Origin of the sequence: Streptomyces aculeolatus, from assembly GCF_020400605.1 — a bacterium.
Classification (GTDB): Bacteria; Actinomycetota; Actinomycetes; order Streptomycetales; family Streptomycetaceae; genus Streptomyces; species Streptomyces aculeolatus.
Window position 1 is genome coordinate 66,410 of sequence record NZ_JAINRD010000017.1, and the last position, 14,586, is coordinate 80,995.

At 72.8% G+C, this 14,586-nt stretch carries 15 protein-coding genes; 10 read left to right on the plus strand and 5 right to left on the minus strand.

Annotated elements, in window-relative coordinates; translation table 11 throughout:
• The first annotated feature begins 93 nt into the window (after positions 1 to 93).
• The 5 genes from LG396_RS25260 to LG396_RS25280 all read left to right on the plus strand — a co-directional run bounded on the left by LG396_RS25260 (position 94) and on the right by LG396_RS25280 (position 6,870).
• Complete coding sequence (locus LG396_RS25260; RefSeq protein WP_037748908.1) at positions 94 to 1,302, plus strand: sensor histidine kinase; 1,209 nt, start codon at positions 94 to 96, stop codon at positions 1,300 to 1,302.
• A 138-nt stretch (positions 1,303 to 1,440) separates the two neighbouring features.
• Positions 1,441 to 2,757, plus strand: coding sequence for a sensor histidine kinase (locus LG396_RS25265; RefSeq protein WP_018853504.1), 1,317 nt, complete (start codon positions 1,441 to 1,443; stop codon positions 2,755 to 2,757).
• A gap of 247 nt (positions 2,758 to 3,004) precedes the next feature.
• A complete protein-coding gene (locus LG396_RS25270) occupies positions 3,005 to 3,664 on the plus strand; it encodes a response regulator transcription factor (RefSeq protein WP_026276710.1) in 660 nt (219 codons plus the stop codon).
• 259 nt (positions 3,665 to 3,923) lie between these two features.
• Complete coding sequence (locus LG396_RS25275) at positions 3,924 to 5,801, plus strand: 2-oxoacid:acceptor oxidoreductase subunit alpha (protein ID WP_225796517.1); 1,878 nt, start codon at positions 3,924 to 3,926, stop codon at positions 5,799 to 5,801.
• The gene (locus LG396_RS25280) at positions 5,794 to 6,870 is read left to right on the plus strand and encodes a 2-oxoacid:ferredoxin oxidoreductase subunit beta (protein ID WP_225796518.1); all 1,077 of its coding nucleotides are present in this window, start codon (positions 5,794 to 5,796) and stop codon (positions 6,868 to 6,870) included. The genes LG396_RS25275 and LG396_RS25280 overlap by 8 nt, the downstream gene beginning before the upstream one ends.
• Positions 6,871 to 6,950: 80 nt before the next feature.
• On the opposite strand, the gene LG396_RS25285 is transcribed toward LG396_RS25280, so the two are convergent.
• Positions 6,951 to 7,364 carry a winged helix-turn-helix transcriptional regulator gene (locus tag LG396_RS25285; RefSeq protein WP_225796519.1) on the minus strand — a complete coding sequence of 138 codons (414 nt, stop codon included), beginning with the start codon at positions 7,362 to 7,364 and terminating at the stop codon, positions 6,951 to 6,953.
• Between the two features lie 75 nt (positions 7,365 to 7,439).
• Here LG396_RS25285 and LG396_RS25290 point away from each other — a divergent pair, with 75 nt between their 5' ends.
• From LG396_RS25290 to LG396_RS25305, 4 genes are all read left to right on the plus strand, one after another.
• Positions 7,440 to 8,330, plus strand: coding sequence for an NAD(P)H-binding protein (locus tag LG396_RS25290; protein WP_225796520.1), 891 nt, complete (start codon positions 7,440 to 7,442; stop codon positions 8,328 to 8,330).
• 95 nt (positions 8,331 to 8,425) lie between these two features.
• Entirely contained in the window at positions 8,426 to 9,466 is a 1,041-nt protein-coding gene (rarD, locus tag LG396_RS25295; RefSeq protein ID WP_018840696.1) for an EamA family transporter RarD, read from the plus strand.
• Between the two features lie 29 nt (positions 9,467 to 9,495).
• Positions 9,496 to 10,962 carry a hypothetical protein gene (locus LG396_RS25300; protein WP_225796521.1) on the plus strand — a complete coding sequence of 489 codons (1,467 nt, stop codon included), beginning with the start codon at positions 9,496 to 9,498 and terminating at the stop codon, positions 10,960 to 10,962.
• On the plus strand, positions 10,959 to 11,768 hold the full coding sequence (locus LG396_RS25305; RefSeq protein ID WP_225796522.1) for an APH(3'') family aminoglycoside O-phosphotransferase: 810 nt from the start codon (positions 10,959 to 10,961) through the stop codon (positions 11,766 to 11,768). The genes LG396_RS25300 and LG396_RS25305 overlap by 4 nt, the downstream gene beginning before the upstream one ends.
• A gap of 4 nt (positions 11,769 to 11,772) precedes the next feature.
• Here the strand turns inward: LG396_RS25305 and LG396_RS25310 are convergent, their stop codons facing one another.
• Positions 11,773 to 12,228 (minus strand): NUDIX domain-containing protein, encoded by a 456-nt coding sequence (locus tag LG396_RS25310; RefSeq protein ID WP_225796523.1) that lies wholly within the window; start codon positions 12,226 to 12,228, stop codon positions 11,773 to 11,775.
• Positions 12,229 to 12,241: 13 nt separating this feature from the next.
• Positions 12,242 to 12,859 (minus strand): CGNR zinc finger domain-containing protein, encoded by a 618-nt coding sequence (locus LG396_RS25315; protein ID WP_225796524.1) that lies wholly within the window; start codon positions 12,857 to 12,859, stop codon positions 12,242 to 12,244.
• Positions 12,860 to 12,879: 20 nt separating this feature from the next.
• Here LG396_RS25315 and LG396_RS25320 point away from each other — a divergent pair, with 20 nt between their 5' ends.
• The gene (locus tag LG396_RS25320; RefSeq protein ID WP_225796525.1) at positions 12,880 to 13,335 is read left to right on the plus strand and encodes a VOC family protein; all 456 of its coding nucleotides are present in this window, start codon (positions 12,880 to 12,882) and stop codon (positions 13,333 to 13,335) included.
• Positions 13,336 to 13,400: 65 nt separating this feature from the next.
• Here the strand turns inward: LG396_RS25320 and LG396_RS25325 are convergent, their stop codons facing one another.
• Positions 13,401 to 13,793 carry an ester cyclase gene (locus LG396_RS25325; RefSeq protein WP_225796526.1) on the minus strand — a complete coding sequence of 131 codons (393 nt, stop codon included), beginning with the start codon at positions 13,791 to 13,793 and terminating at the stop codon, positions 13,401 to 13,403.
• A gap of 115 nt (positions 13,794 to 13,908) precedes the next feature.
• A complete protein-coding gene (locus LG396_RS25330; protein WP_225796527.1) occupies positions 13,909 to 14,478 on the minus strand; it encodes a TetR/AcrR family transcriptional regulator in 570 nt (189 codons plus the stop codon).
• Positions 14,479 to 14,586: the final 108 nt, after the last annotated feature.

The window sequence follows — 14,586 nt, forward strand, 5'->3', positions numbered from 1 at the left end:
GAGACTTCTCCGCAAAGGGTGGGGTTAACCCCCGTACGTTCCCCGGTACACCCCCCATGGCGCGCCCCCGCCCGGGCGCGGCACCCTGGGAGGATGACCCACAGCCGCCCTGGTGCGGAGCCGCTGGCCAAGCCGCGCGGCGACGAGCCGCTCCCCCCGCCGCGCCCGCCGCTCAGCGGCACGACCTGGCTCGAGGTCGTGCACCTGCTGGTGAACCTCCCCATGGCGCTCTTCGCCTTCACCTACGTCTCGGTCTGGCTGTACGCCGGCGCGCTGCTGTCGATCACCGTCATCGGCCTGCCGCTGCTGGCCGGCGGGCTCACCGGCGCCCGCCTGCTCGGCTCGTGGGAGCGCGCGCGGGCGCGGGCGCTGCTCGGCGTGCACGTCGACGCGCCGACGCCGATCCGGCGCAGCACGTACGGCGGCTTCCTGCCGTGGCTGTGGGCGACGCTGAAGGACCCGGTGGGCTGGCGGACGACGCTGTACAGCGTGATCCGGCTGCCCTGGGGGATCCTCACGTTCGCCGTGACGCTGGTGTCGCTGTTCGTCCTGTGGCCGCTGCTGCCGTGGCTGGCGCGCGGTCTGGCGGACGCGGACCGGGCGATGGTACGCGGGCTGCTGGCGCCGTCGGACCCGCTGGAGCGGCGGATCAAGGAGCTGGAGGAGGACCGCGGGGTCGTGGTGGACACGGCCGCGGCCGACCTGCGGCGCATCGAGCGGGACCTGCACGACGGCGCGCAGGCCCGGCTGGTGGCCCTGGCCATGGGCCTCGGCCTGGCGAAGGAGAAGCTGCTGGAGGACCCGGAGGCGGCGGCCGAGATGGTCGGCGAGGCGCACGGCGAGGTGAAGCTCGCCCTCCAGGAGCTGCGCGACCTCGCCCGCGGCATCCACCCGGCGATCCTCACCGACCGCGGCCTGGGCCCCGCCCTCTCGGCCGTCGCGGCCCGCTGCACGGTGCCCGTCGCGGTGACCGTCGACCTCAAGGAGCGCCCGGCGCAGGCCATCGAGGGCATCGCGTACTACACGGTCTCCGAGCTGCTGCAGAACATCAGCAAGCACAGCGGCGCGAAGACCGCGAGCGCCGACGTGTGGCGGGCGGAGGGGCGCATCATGCTCCAGGTCACCGACGACGGGAAGGGCGGCGCCCGGCTGGACGGCGGCACGGGGCTCTCGGGTCTCACGGACCGGCTGGGCTCGGTGGACGGGCTGCTGGTCGTGGAGTCGCCGAGCGGCGGTCCCACGGTCGTCACGGCCGAACTGCCCTGGCGCGACCGCGAGTCCCGGGCGCAGGCGCGCGCGTAGCCCCACCGCAGGGGGTGGGGTTTTCCCCCGTACCGACAGACCGACCTGCTCCATGGCCCGCCTCGCCCCCGCGGAGGAGGCTGGAGGCACAAGGTCGACAGACCCGTCACCAGCGCTCCGGCAGAAGGACTTCCGACGATGGACAGCACCGCGTACGCCCCCGAGGCCCGCCGCCCGCGGCTCCCCCTCGCCCTGCGCGCGCCCTTCGAGGCACGCACCTGGCGCGAGTTCCTCTACCACCTGCTCAGCCTGCCGGTGTCGATCGTGTTCTTCGTCTACACGATCACGATGCTGTCGCTGGGCGTCGGCCTGCTGATCACGTTCCTCGGCGTCCCGGTGCTCGCCGCGATGCTGGCCGGCTGCCGCGGCATGGGCTACTTCGAGCGGACCCGGGCGCGGCTGCTGCTGGGCGTGCGCATCGAGGACCCGGAGCCGCTGCGCCGGCGGGCCTCCGGCTTCATGGGCTGGGTCGGGTCGCTTTTCCGCAGCGGTGAGTCGTGGCGGACGATGCTCTACGGGCTGCTGCACATGTTCTGGGCCGTGTTCTCGTTCTCCGTCTCGCTGGCCGTCATGTTCTGGAGCTGGTCGATGGTCACGTACCCGCTGTGGCAGTGGGTCTTCCCCGCGCACTGGGGCCAGGACGGCCTCCAGGTGTACGGGAACGCCCAGGGCGAGGGCTGGTACCTGGACTCGCCGCTGGAGCAGCTGTTCGCGGTCGGCGTCGGCGCGGTCTGCCTGCTGGCCTCCCCGTGGGTGGTGCGCGGCCTGTCGTACGTGGACCGGGCGATGGTCGTCGGGCTGCTGGGCCCGTCGAAGCTGGCGACGCGGGTGCAGGAGCTGGAGACCGACCGCGGGGTCGTGGTGGACACGGCCGCGGCCGACCTGCGGCGCATCGAGCGCGACCTGCACGACGGGGCGCAGGCCCGGCTGGTCGCGCTGGCGATGGACCTGGGGCTGGCGAAGGAGAAGCTGCTGGAGGACCCCGAGGCGGCGGCGCACATGGTCGACGAGGCGCACGGCGAGGTGAAGCTCGCCCTCCAGGAGCTGCGCGACCTCGCCCGCGGCATCCACCCGGCGATCCTCACCGACCGCGGCCTGGGCCCCGCCCTCTCGGCCGTCGCCGCCCGCTGCACGGTGCCGGTGTCGGTGACGGTGGACCTGCTGGAGCGGCCGGCGCAGTCGATCGAGGGCATCGCGTACTACACGACCTCCGAGCTGCTGCAGAACATCAGCAAGCACAGCGGCGCGAGCCGGGCCATGGTGGACCTGTGGCGGGCGGAGGGCCGGCTGATGATCCAGGTCACGGACGACGGCAACGGCGGCGCGCGGCTGGACGCGGGCTCGGGGCTCTCGGGGCTGGCGGAGCGGCTGGGCTCGGTGGACGGGCTGCTGGTCGTCGACTCGCCGCCCGGCGGCCCGACGGTGGTCACGGCGGAGCTGCCCTGGCGGGCGTGAGCGCGGGTACGGGGACGGGGGCGGCCCGCGGCCGGTCCCGTCCCCGTACGCGTGCCCGTACGCCCGGCGCTTCCCGTGCCTGCCCCCGCGGCCGGGGGCGCGGGCGCGTCCCGTGCGCCCCGGCGAGAGCCGTTTCCCACCCTTTACCTGCCGTTATCCGCCTCCGGCGCCTCCCCCCGCGCCGAATGCTGGGATGCTGGAGGTCTACACATCTTCGTATGGGGGGCAGGCAACGGTGGAGGACAGCGTGCGGGTGGTCATCGCCGAGGATTCGGTGCTGCTCCGGGAGGGGCTCACCCGGCTGCTCACCGACCGGGGACACGAGGTCGTCGCCGGTGTCGGCGACGGGGTGGCGCTGGTCAAGACGGTCGGGGAGCTGGCCGCCGAGGGCAGCGCGCCGGACGTCGTCGTCGCCGACGTGCGCATGCCCCCGACGCACACCGACGAGGGCGTCCGCGCCGCCGTCCAGCTGCGGCGCGACCATCCGGACGTCGGCGTGCTGGTGCTCTCGCAGTACGTCGAGGAGCAGTACGCCACCGAGCTGATCGCCGGCTCCAGCCGCGGGGTCGGGTATCTGCTGAAGGACCGGGTCGCGGAGGTCCGCGAGTTCGTCGACGCCGTCGTCCGCGTGGCCGAGGGCGGCACGGCGCTCGACCCGGAGGTCGTCGCCCAGCTGCTGGGCCGCAGCCGCAAGCAGGACGTGCTCGCCGGGCTGACCCCCCGCGAGCGCGAGGTGCTGGGCCTGATGGCCGAGGGGCGGACGAACTCGGCGATCGCCGGGCAGCTCGTCGTGAGCGACGGCGCGGTGGAGAAGCACGTGAGCAACATCTTCATGAAGCTCGGCCTGGCGCCGAGTGAGGGGGATCACCGCCGGGTGCTCGCGGTCCTCACATACCTCAATTCCTGACCGATCCTGGACGGGCCCGACCGCTTCTGGCCGCGCTGTGACCTGGCCTCCCCGCGCTCCGTAACAAGGGATTGTCACACCCGTGGCCGGTTCCGGGCGGGCGGTAGATGGCGACAAACGCGGACATAATCCGACGTCTCACCACCGTCCATTTCGTGGACCCACTCAGGAAGGCATACCTAACCGACGTACGATGTTCCTTGGGCAAGGCGGCCGGAATCCCGTTCCCGATCGGCCGCCGCGAGGGAGGTCCACGAAGGTGACCAGCGAGGTCAACAGCAAAGAGGTCAAGCGCCTGGACCGGGTGATCATCCGGTTCGCCGGCGACTCCGGAGACGGGATGCAGCTGACCGGGGACCGCTTCACCTCGGAGACCGCGTCGTTCGGCAACGACCTGTCGACGCTCCCGAACTTCCCCGCCGAGATCCGGGCCCCCGCAGGCACCCTGCCGGGGGTCTCCAGTTTCCAGGTGCACTTCGCCGACCACGACATCCTCACCCCGGGCGACGCGCCCAACGTGCTGGTGGCGATGAACCCGGCCGCCCTGAAGGCGAACATCGGCGACGTCCCGCGCGGCGCGGAGGTGATCGTCAACACCGACGAGTTCACCAAGCGCGCGATGGCAAAGGTGGGCTACGAGGCGAGCCCCCTGGAGGACGGCTCCCTCGACGGGTACAGCGTGCACGAGGTGCCGCTGACCACGCTGACGGTCGAGGCGCTGAAGGAGTTCGGGCTGTCCCGCAAGGACGCCGGCCGCTCCAAGAACATGTTCGCCCTCGGCCTGCTGAGCTGGATGTACCACCGCCCCACCGAGGGCACGGTGGAGTTCCTGCGGACGAAGTTCGCCAAGAAGCCGGACATCGCCGAGGCCAACATCTCCGCCTTCCAGGCGGGGTGGAACTTCGGCGAGACGACGGAGGACTTCGCCGTCTCGTACGAGGTCGCCCCGGCCGAGTCCGCGTTCCCCGCCGGCACGTACCGCTCGATCTCCGGGAACCTGGCCCTCGCGTACGGCCTGATCGCCGCCGGGCAGCAGGCGGACCTGCCGCTGTTCCTCGGCTCGTACCCGATCACCCCGGCCTCCGACATCCTGCACGAGCTGAGCCGGCACAAGAACTTCGGCGTACGCACCTTCCAGGCCGAGGACGAGATCGCCGGCATCGGCGCCGCGCTCGGCGCGGCCTTCGGCGGCGCGCTCGGCGTGACGACGACCTCGGGCCCCGGCGTCGCGCTCAAGGCCGAGACCGTGGGCCTTGCGGTGTCGCTGGAGCTGCCGCTGCTGATCGTGGACATCCAGCGCGGCGGCCCCTCGACCGGACTGCCCACCAAGACCGAGCAGGCGGACCTGCTGCAGGCGATGTTCGGGCGCAACGGCGAGGCGCCGGTGCCGATCGTCGCCCCGGCCACGCCGTCCGACTGCTTCACCGCGGCCCTGGACGCGGCCCGGATCGCGCTGACGTACCGCACGCCGGTGATGCTGCTCTCCGACGGCTACCTCGCCAACGGCTCCGAGCCCTGGCGCATCCCGGAGGTCGACGAACTGCCGGACCTGCGGGTGCAGTTCGCCTCCCAGCCGAACCACACGACGGCCGACGGCACCGAGGTCTTCTGGCCGTACAAGCGCGACCCGCAGACCCTCGCCCGCCCCTGGGCGATCCCCGGCACCCCCGGTCTCGAGCACCGCATCGGCGGTATCGAGAAGGAGGACGGCTCCGGCAACATCTCCTACTCGCCGTCCAACCACGACCTGATGGTGCGCACGCGGCAGGCGAAGGTCGACGGCGTCGAGGTGCCCGACATCGAGGTCGACGACCCCGACGGCAAGGCGCGCACGCTGGTGCTGGGCTGGGGTTCGACCTACGGGCCGATCACCGCGGCCGTACGCCGCGTGCGCCGCGCCGGCGACCACATCGCGCAGGCCCATCTGCGCTACGTCAACCCGTTCCCCGCCAACCTCGGCGAGGTGCTGGCGGCGTACGACAAGGTCGTCGTCCCCGAGATGAACCTCGGCCAGCTCGCGACCCTGGTCCGCGCGAAGTACCTCGTGGACGCCTTCTCGTACAACCAGGTCAACGGCATGCCCTTCAAGGCCGAGCAGCTTGCCACCGCCCTCAAGGAGGCCATCGACAATGGCTGAGACGACCGCCGGGGGACCGGCGATCGAAGCGCTTTCGCTGATCCCCAAGGCGGAGGCCAAGCAGTCCATGAAGGACTTCAAGACGGACCAGGAAGTGCGCTGGTGCCCGGGCTGCGGCGACTACGCCGTCCTGGCGGCGGTGCAGGGCTTCATGCCCGAACTCGGCCTGGCCAAGGAGAACATCGTCTTCGTCTCCGGCATCGGCTGCTCCTCCCGTTTCCCGTACTACATGAACACGTACGGGATGCACTCCATCCACGGCCGCGCCCCGGCCATCGCCACCGGCCTGGCAAGCACCCGGCGCGACCTGTCCGTCTGGGTCGTCACCGGCGACGGCGACGCGCTGTCCATCGGCGGCAACCACCTGATCCACGCGCTCCGCCGCAACGTCAACCTCAAGATCCTGCTCTTCAACAACCGGATCTACGGCCTGACCAAGGGGCAGTACTCGCCGACCTCCGAGGTCGGCAAGGTCACCAAGTCCACCCCCATGGGCTCGCTCGACGCGCCGTTCAACCCGGTCTCGCTGGCGCTCGGCGCCGAGGCGTCGTTCGTGGCCCGTACGGTCGACTCGGACCGCAAGCACCTCACCGAGACCCTGCGGGCGGCCGCCGCCCACCCGGGCACGGCGCTGATCGAGATCTACCAGAACTGCAACATCTTCAACGACAACGCCTTCGAGGTGCTGAAGGACCGCGAGCAGGCGCAGGAGGCAGTGATCCGGCTGGAGCACGGGAAGCCGATCCGCTTCGGTGCCGACGAGCACAAGGGCGTCGTGCGCAACGCGGCCACCGGCGACCTGGAGATCGTGGAGGTGACGCCGGAGAACGAGGCGGACGTCCTCGTCCACGACGCCCACGCCGCCACCCCGACGACGGCCTTCGCGCTCTCCCGGCTGGCCGACCCCAACACCCTGCACCACACGCCGATCGGCATCCTGCGGAACGTGCAGCGGCAGGTGTACGACACGGAGATGGCGGAGCAGCTCGACGAGGCGGTGCAGCGCAAGGGCAAGGGCGACCTGGCCGGGCTGCTCGCAGGCGGCGACACCTGGACCGTGCTCGGCTGAGCCGGGGGCCGGCAGCGGACCGACGGTCGCGCGAGTGCCGGTCCCCCGCCGCCACGACCCGCAGCCCGGGCCTGTGCACCTCAGGCCCGGGCTTCGTCGTACCCCTCGCGGGCCGCGGTGACCGCCGCCACGCTGTCGTTCGCCCAGATCGCCAGCGGCCGCACCCGCAGCGCCGCCTGCTCGCCGAGCGGGGTCAGGGAGTACTCCACGTGCGGCGGGATGACGGGCTTCGCCTCGCGCAGCACCAGGCCGTCGCGCTCCAGGGTCTGCAGCGTCTGGGCGAGCATCTTCTCGCTCACCCCGCCGATGCGCCGCCGCAGGGCGCTGAACCGCATCGTCCCCTCCAGCAGGGCGAGCAGCACCAGCACGCCCCAGCGGCTGACGACGTGCTCCATGATGTTCCGCGCGGGGCAGTCGGCCGTGATGACGTCGGGAAAGCCCGGCAGCCGCGACTCCTCCGCCCCCTGGGCCGTCGTCTGCGCCCCTGCCTGCATGCTTACCTCCACATCAGTACCTTACGTAGAAGTGGGTACTTTCTCTTCGTAAGTATGCATCCTACGGTGGCGGGTATGAAGATCACCGTCACCGGAGCCACCGGACATCTCGGCCGCCTCGTCGTCGCGGCCCTGCTGGAGCAGGTACCCGCGGAGCGGGTGGCCGCCGTCGTACGCACCAGGGACAGGGCCGTGGACCTCGCGGCCCTCGGCGTGGAGGTGCGGGTCGCCGACTACGACGAGCCGGACTCGCTCGCGGGCGCCTTCCGCCCGGGCGAGCGGGTGCTGTTCATCTCCGGCAGCGAGGTCGGGCGGCGGGTGCCGCAGCACGGGGCCGTCGTCGACGCCGCCGCGGCGGCGGGCGTGGGGCTGCTCGCGTACACCGGCATCCTGGGCGGGCCGGAGGCGGACTTCCTGCTGGCGGACGAGCACAAGGCGACCGAGCAACTCGTCCTCGGCTCCGGCCTGCCGTACGTCTTCCTGCGCAACGGCTGGTACCACGAGAACTACACCGAGCACCTCGCCACCGTCCTCGACCACGGCGCCGTCCTCGGCAGCGCGGGCGGGGGCCGGATCTCCTCCGCCGCCCGCGCCGACTACGCCGCCGCGGCCGTCGCGGTGCTGACCGGCGAGGGGCACGAGGGCCGGGCGTACGAGCTGAGCGGCGACACAGCGTGGAGCTTCGAGGAGTACGCCGCCGAGGTCGCCCGGCAGTCCGGCACGCCGGTCCGCTACCGCGAGCTGCCGCCCCACGAGCACCGGCAGGTCCTCGTCGGCGCCGGGCTGCCGGAGCCGCTGGCCGACGTGCTGGTCGACGTGGACGCGGCGGTCTCCCGGGGGCTGCTCGCCGGCACGACGGGCGAGCTGTCGCGGCTGATCGGCCGGCCCACGGCGCCGCTGGCGGAGGCGGTGGCGGCGGGGCTCGCGGCGGCCCGCCCGGCGGAGGCCGCGACCCGGCATCCGTAAGGACCCAAATGCTGATACAGATATGACAACAGGCTCTCCCGCCCGCTACCGTCGTCGCGGCGCAAGCCGTGGGGACGGCGGACGGGAGGGCGGCCGTGGGGTCATCAGGTGAAGCTCCGGCACGCGCGGCGGGCGAGGCCCGGCTCGGGCTCCTCTACGGCTTCGCCGCGTACGGCAGTTGGGGCGTCATCCCGCTGTTCTGGCCGCTGCTGGAGCCCGCGAGCCCCGCGGAGATCCTGGCGAACCGGATGGTGTGGTCGCTGGTCGCGTGCGTGCTGCTCCTGCTGGTGCTGCGCCGCTGGTCCTGGATCCGGCCGCTGCTGCGCGAGCCGCGCCGGCTGGCGCTGGTCACCGGGGCGGCGGCGACGATCACCGTCAACTGGTTCGTCTACATCTGGGCCGTCAACTCCGGCCACGTCGTCGAGGCGGCCCTCGGCTACTTCATCAACCCCCTCGTCAGCATCGCCTTCGGCGTGCTGCTGCTGCGCGAGCGGCTGCGCGGGCTGCAGTGGATCGCGGTCGCGGTGGGCGCGGCGGCGGTGGTCGTCCTCACGGTGGGCTACGGGCGGCTGCCGTGGATCGCGCTGGTGCTGGCCTTCTCGTTCGGGACGTACGGGCTGATCAAGAAGCGGATCGGTCTTGAGGGCGTCGAGTCCTTCGCGGCGGAGACGGCGGTGCAGTTCCTGCCGGCGCTGGTGTTCATGCTGGTGCTCGGCGCCCGCGGCGACTCGACGTTCCACACGGAGGGCGTCGGCCACGCGCTGCTCCTCGCGAGCTGCGGGGTGATCACGGCGTTCCCGCTGATCTGCTTCGGCGCGGCGGCGGTGCGGCTGCCGCTGTCGACGATCGGGCTGATGCAGTACCTGGCACCGACGCTGCAGTTCGTGCTGGGAGTGCTGTACTTCCGCGAGTCGATGCCGGCGGAGCGCTGGGCGGGCTTCCTGCTGGTGTGGCTGGCGCTTGCCCTGCTCACGTACGACGCGCTGCGCACCGCCCGCCGCGGGCGGCTGGAGCTGCGCCGGGCGGCGGCGGAGGCGGCGCGGGCGGCGACGGCCGTGGACCCGGCGGACCCGGTGGACCCGGGGGCCAAGGCGGGCGGCGCGGCGCAGGCCGCGGACCCGGCCCGTCCCGTCTGAGGCCGGACGGGCGCACGTAGGCTGCGGGGATGGGGCGTGAGCGGGTGGACCGGGCGAAGCTGCGTGAACAGGTCGGGACCGCGGGGGTCATGGGCGCGCTCGCCGGGGCCGCGCTGGCCGGCGGGCGGGGTGCCCGTGCGGCGGTCACCGGCGCCGCGGTCGGAGCGGTCGGGCTCGGGGCGGCCGAGGTGGTCTCCCGGATACGGCAGCGGCCGGGCGAGATCCCGGCTCTGTGGCAGCGCATCGCCACGAGCGGCGCGCTGGCCGCCGCCGTGGGCTGGGCGGGCGCCCGGCTGACGGGCGCGGGCCCGGTGGCGGTGGGCACGGTGGCCGGCGCGGCGGCGGGGGCGCTGGGCATACGGCCGCACAAGGTGGCGCTGGGACCGGTGGTGGGCGCGGCGGTGGGCGGCGCGGCCGCGCTCCGCGGACGCGGCAGCGGCACCCCCGCAAGTGTTCTCGCCTCGGCCCCGTGGCGGCCCCGCGCCGGAGGCGCCGCGGGCCGCGTGGTGGCGCACGGCCTCGGGTCGGCGTGGCGCCCGGAGGGTTCCGCCGCGGCGGACGCGGGGCTTTCGCCTGCCGCCGTCGCCGCTCGGGGCGCCGCCGTGGCGGCGGGTGCCGTCGTGGCGTTCCGGGTCGTGTCCGCGCTCGTGTTCCGGGAGGAGCAGATCAGTCTCCTCGCCGAGGACGCCACCACCGAGGACCTGCCGTTCGTCGTGCCGCTCGAAGCGCGGTCCGCGTACGTCGGGACCTCGTACGTACGCGACCTCGCGGGCGTCCTCGGCGGCACGTACACCGCCGACGCGCCCGGTGTCGGCATCGTCGCGTCGCTCGACGCCCTGGCCGGGCCCGGCTTCGACCCCGCCGAAGTGGACCCGCGGGTACGGGAGTTCTACGAGCACACCGCCCGTTTCACCCTCGACATCGAACCCCGCTGGCGGCTGTGGGTCCGCCCCGGCTACCTCCTCTACCGCGCGCTGGTCGCCCAGCCCCTCGGCCAGGCCAACGTGCCGATGAACCAGCGCGAGGTGCAGCGCGGCATGCGCAGCCGCATCGACACGATCACCCCGCCACCGGACAAGGCCGCCGCCGGGGAGATCGCCGTCCGCGGCTGGATCCGGTCCTTCGCGGACACCGACGACCCCATCTACGTCGGCATCTACACCACGTACCGGCACGGCGACCGCGGCTACGTCAGCGTCGGGTTCCCCCTCCCCCACGCCAGCTTCACCGCCACCCTCCTCCCCCGCGCCCGCCCCGGCGGCGGCCTGACACTCACCAGCCACGCGGACGACGACGCCGGCACCGACCACCCCGGCCACTACCTGACGTACATCGACCCGGACACCCGCGAGCTGACCACCCTCGGCGTGCACGGCTTCGCCGAGCACCTCGACGTGTACGTCACCGGTGACGGCCGGCTCCGCGCGGAACACGCCTTCGCCGTCTTCGGCATCCCCTTCCTCGTCCTGCACTACCGAATGGACCGCAAGCCATGAACCTCCCCGGCCCGGGCCCCGGCGACTGGACGCCGGTCACCACGGGCGAGTCGGGCGCCGCCGTCTTCCGCAGCGCGGACGGCTCCCGGTACGCGAAGTGCGTCTCCGCGACGGACGCGACCGGCACCACCGGAACAGTCGCCGAACTGGCCGCCGAACGCGACCGGGTCACGTGGCTGGCCGGCCAGGGCGTGCCGGGCCCCCGCGTCCTCGACTTCCACGCCGACGACACCGGCGCCCGCCTGGTCACCACCGCCGTCGCGGGCGTGCCCGCGGACCGGCTGCCGCCCGAGGACCTGCGGGCCTCCTGGGGCCGTATCGCGGAGGCCGTACGCGCCCTGCACGCGCTCCCGGCCGCTAGTTGCCCGTACCGCTGGGACCTGGATGCGGTGATGGCCCTGGCCCGCGATGTCGTCGCCCGCGGTGCGGTGCACCCGGAGTTCCTTCCCGAGGAGCAGCAGGGCACCCCACCCGAGGAGTTGCTGGCCCGCCTCGAACCGCAACTGCCGCGCCGCCGGAAGGAGGCGGCCGACGACACGGTCGTCTGCCACGGCGACCTGACCCTGCCGAACATCGTCCTCGACCCGGACACCGGAAGCGTGGCGGGCTTCATCGACCTGGGCCGCCTCGGCCTCGCAGACCGCCACACCGACTTGGCCCTTCTCTTCACCCACGCCCGCGAAACATGGCCGGACGAGGCCGAGGCACGCGCCCGCGACGCCGACTTCGCCGCCGGCTACGGCACCGCCCCCGACCCCGACCGCCTCCGCTTCTACCTCCACCTCGACCCCCTCACCTGGGGCTGAGGCGTCACGCCGCCGCGCCCGCCCTGATCAGCCGGACGTGCGCCTCCTGGAGGCCCTCCGGCAGGGCGTCCGGGCTGAACCAGTCCGCCGCCAGGATCTCGAAGCCGTCCAGCCGGAGGGTGCCGCCCACGTGCCGTGCCTCGTACGCGATCTCCGTGCGGAGCCGGTAGCCGCTGGTCACCTGGACCAGCCGGCCGGGTACGACGTCGAGGCCGGTCTCCTCGCGCACCTCGCGGACGACGGTCTGCGGGAACTCCTCGCCCTTGAGGGCGAAGCCGGTCGGCAGCCCCCACGGCCGGGCGTCGGGCCACATCCGGTGCTTGAGCAGCAGCACCTGACCCCGGTCGTTCCGCACCACTCCCGTGACGCCGACCATGAACTTCGCCTGCGTGAGCCAGAGGATGCGCCACTGCAGAGGACCGCGCAGGAGCTTCCAGGCCCGGGCGACGACTCTCTTCATATGCCGCATCTTCTCAGGAGCGGTCCGCTTCGCGACGGGCCCTGAGCGTACGGACCTTGTGGCGGTTGCCGCAGCGTTCCATCGAGCACCAGCGGCGGCGGCCCGGCCGGGAGGTGTCCGCGAAGAGGAGGTAGCAGCGGTCACCCGCGCACTCGCGGATGCGCTGGGCGTACGGGCCCGAGAACAGGTCGACCGCGTCCCGGGCGACCGTCGAGAGGAGCCGGGCCGTCGGTGCGGGGCCCGGGGACCAGGCCGCGGTGCCGTCGGGGGTGAGGCGGGGGGCCAGGGGCGGTTCCGCGGCGGCGGCGTTGAGGGCGGCGAGGTCCGCGGCGGGCAGGGGGGCGGCATGGGCGCGGGCCCGGGTGAGGCGGAAGAGGGCGTCGCGCAGGCTGCGTACGGCCGCCACGTCGTCGTCCGCGACCGCCAGCTCCGGCGGCGGGCGCAGCCTGCTGGCCGCCGCCCAGGCGGCGACGTCCGCGGGGGTGTGCAGCACCTCGTACCGCGCGAAGGGTCCGGGGCCGCCGGTCGTCAGCAACTCCAGGCTGAGCGCGCCCGGGTCGAAGCGGAAGACCTGGCCGTCCGGGGGCCGCATCTCGATACCCGGGGCGCGGGAGCTTGCCTCGTCCACCATGTAACCAGTATAACCGGTACATGGTTGCCACGCACTGGAAACTCGTCATCGACGCCACCGACCCGCACGCCCAGGCCGACTTCTGGGCCGCCGCCCTCGGCTACGTGGTGGAGGACAACAGCCCGCTCATCGAGCAACTCCTCACCGCCGGCGCCGTCCCCGAGGACGTGCTGACCCGCCACCACGACCGCCGCGCCTGGCGCACCGCCGCCGCGGTCCGGCACCCCGACGACCCGTACGACGCCACCTCCGGCGCCGGCCTCGGCCGGCGGCTGCTCTTCAACCAGGTCCCCGAGCCCAAGCCCGCGGTCAAGAACCGCCTGCACCTCGACCTCCACCCCGAGTCGGGGCGGCGCGAGGAGGAGACGGCCCGGCTGGCGGAGCTGGGGGCCGACGTCGTCCGGCACGTCAAGGAGCAGGGCGGGGAGTGGACGGTCATGACCGACCCCGAGGGCAACGAGTTCTGCGTGCACTGAGCGGGTGCCCCGGCAGAAGCGCGGGGCACCCGCTCACCTCGGCGTCCGCGCCGACCCGTGGCGGCTCAGCCTGCGAGCTGCTTCCGCAGCGCTTCGGCGTCGTGGATGGCCGACATGTGCAGGAACTTGCCGTCGCGGACCCGGTAGATGGCGTACTCGATGATCTCGATGGGTTTGCCGGTGGGGGCCGCGCCGAGCCATTCCTTGGCAGGAGTACCGGTGTTGCTCAGACGGGCGGCGATGCTGTCGCCGTTGATGGCGAGCTCCCGGGTCTCCCAGTGGAAGTCGGGGACCGCGTCAGTGATGCTGTGCAGCTGCGCGACGAGGTCCGCGCGTGAGCTGGGCTCGCTGTGCATGACGATGCTGTCGTGGACGAACTCGTCCATGCGGTCGAACTCGTGCGCGTTGAGCGCCTCGATGTAGCGCGCGTAGAAGTCGCGCAGGTTGAAGTCGGACATGACTGCCTCTCTGTCGCCGCGCCCATCGGGGCGTGTGCTCGGTTGGCGATGCTTTCTGTATTCTGGAATACAAAATGCGGGCAAGCGCATGCCCGCGCGGCAGCGACGCTCGTTCTCAGCCGAGGAGTGAGTGCAGGCCGTTGAGTGCGATCCGCCGCAGCAGTCCGTACTCGACCCCGGCCTGCGCGGTGACACGCAGCCCCGAGATGACCGTCGCCACCAGCAAGGCCCCTTCGTGCGGGTCGGCATCCGCCCGGATGCTGCCGTCGAGACGCCCGGCCCGGATCACCCCCTCAAGAGCGTCCAGGAATTCGCGCTGGTCCCGATCGAGGATGCGGACCACGCGCTCGTCCCGCTCGCGCAGACCCGGGGCCATCCTGGTCTGCACGAACATGCATCCGGCCGCATGCCCCTGCTCACGCGCCGCGCACTCCTCCCCGACGACGTCCTCCATCAAGACGCGAAGCCGCTCAGCCCCGCTGAGTCGGACGTCGGCGACCACCTGCGCCCGGCGCTCACGGAACACGGTCGCGTACCGCTCCAGCGCACGCACGAACAGCTCGTCCTTCGAGATGAAGGCGTTGTACAGGCTGCTGCGCCGCACCCCCGCCGCCGCACAGAGCTGCTCGGTCGAGGTGTCGGCGAAGCCGTACACCCGGAACTCCGCCGCCGCGGCGTCGAGCACTGCGGTCTCGTCAAAGGATCGTGGCCTGCCCATGGAGACGACAGTAACAGTTCTGTATTCGAAAGTCTAAAACTGCCGGGCACGCACGAAGGCCGCCGCCTGCCGGGT

Bases quoted from the DNA above. Each gene is read 5' to 3' on its own strand.
- LG396_RS25260 (WP_037748908.1), top strand. From the start codon at position 94: ATGACCCACAGCCGCCCTGGTGCGGAGCCGCTGGCCAAGCCGCGCGGC.
- LG396_RS25265 (WP_018853504.1), top strand. From the start codon at position 1,441: ATGGACAGCACCGCGTACGCCCCCGAGGCCCGCCGCCCGCGGCTCCCC.
- LG396_RS25280 (WP_225796518.1), top strand. From the start codon at position 5,794: ATGGCTGAGACGACCGCCGGGGGACCGGCGATCGAAGCGCTTTCGCTG.
- LG396_RS25285 (WP_225796519.1), bottom strand. From the start codon at position 7,364: ATGCAGGCAGGGGCGCAGACGACGGCCCAGGGGGCGGAGGAGTCGCGG.
- LG396_RS25290 (WP_225796520.1), top strand. From the start codon at position 7,440: ATGAAGATCACCGTCACCGGAGCCACCGGACATCTCGGCCGCCTCGTC.
- LG396_RS25300 (WP_225796521.1), top strand. From the start codon at position 9,496: ATGGGGCGTGAGCGGGTGGACCGGGCGAAGCTGCGTGAACAGGTCGGG.
- LG396_RS25305 (WP_225796522.1), top strand. From the start codon at position 10,959: ATGAACCTCCCCGGCCCGGGCCCCGGCGACTGGACGCCGGTCACCACG.
- LG396_RS25310 (WP_225796523.1), bottom strand. From the start codon at position 12,228: ATGAAGAGAGTCGTCGCCCGGGCCTGGAAGCTCCTGCGCGGTCCTCTG.
- LG396_RS25315 (WP_225796524.1), bottom strand. From the start codon at position 12,859: ATGGTGGACGAGGCAAGCTCCCGCGCCCCGGGTATCGAGATGCGGCCC.
- LG396_RS25320 (WP_225796525.1), top strand. From the start codon at position 12,880: ATGGTTGCCACGCACTGGAAACTCGTCATCGACGCCACCGACCCGCAC.
- LG396_RS25325 (WP_225796526.1), bottom strand. From the start codon at position 13,793: ATGTCCGACTTCAACCTGCGCGACTTCTACGCGCGCTACATCGAGGCG.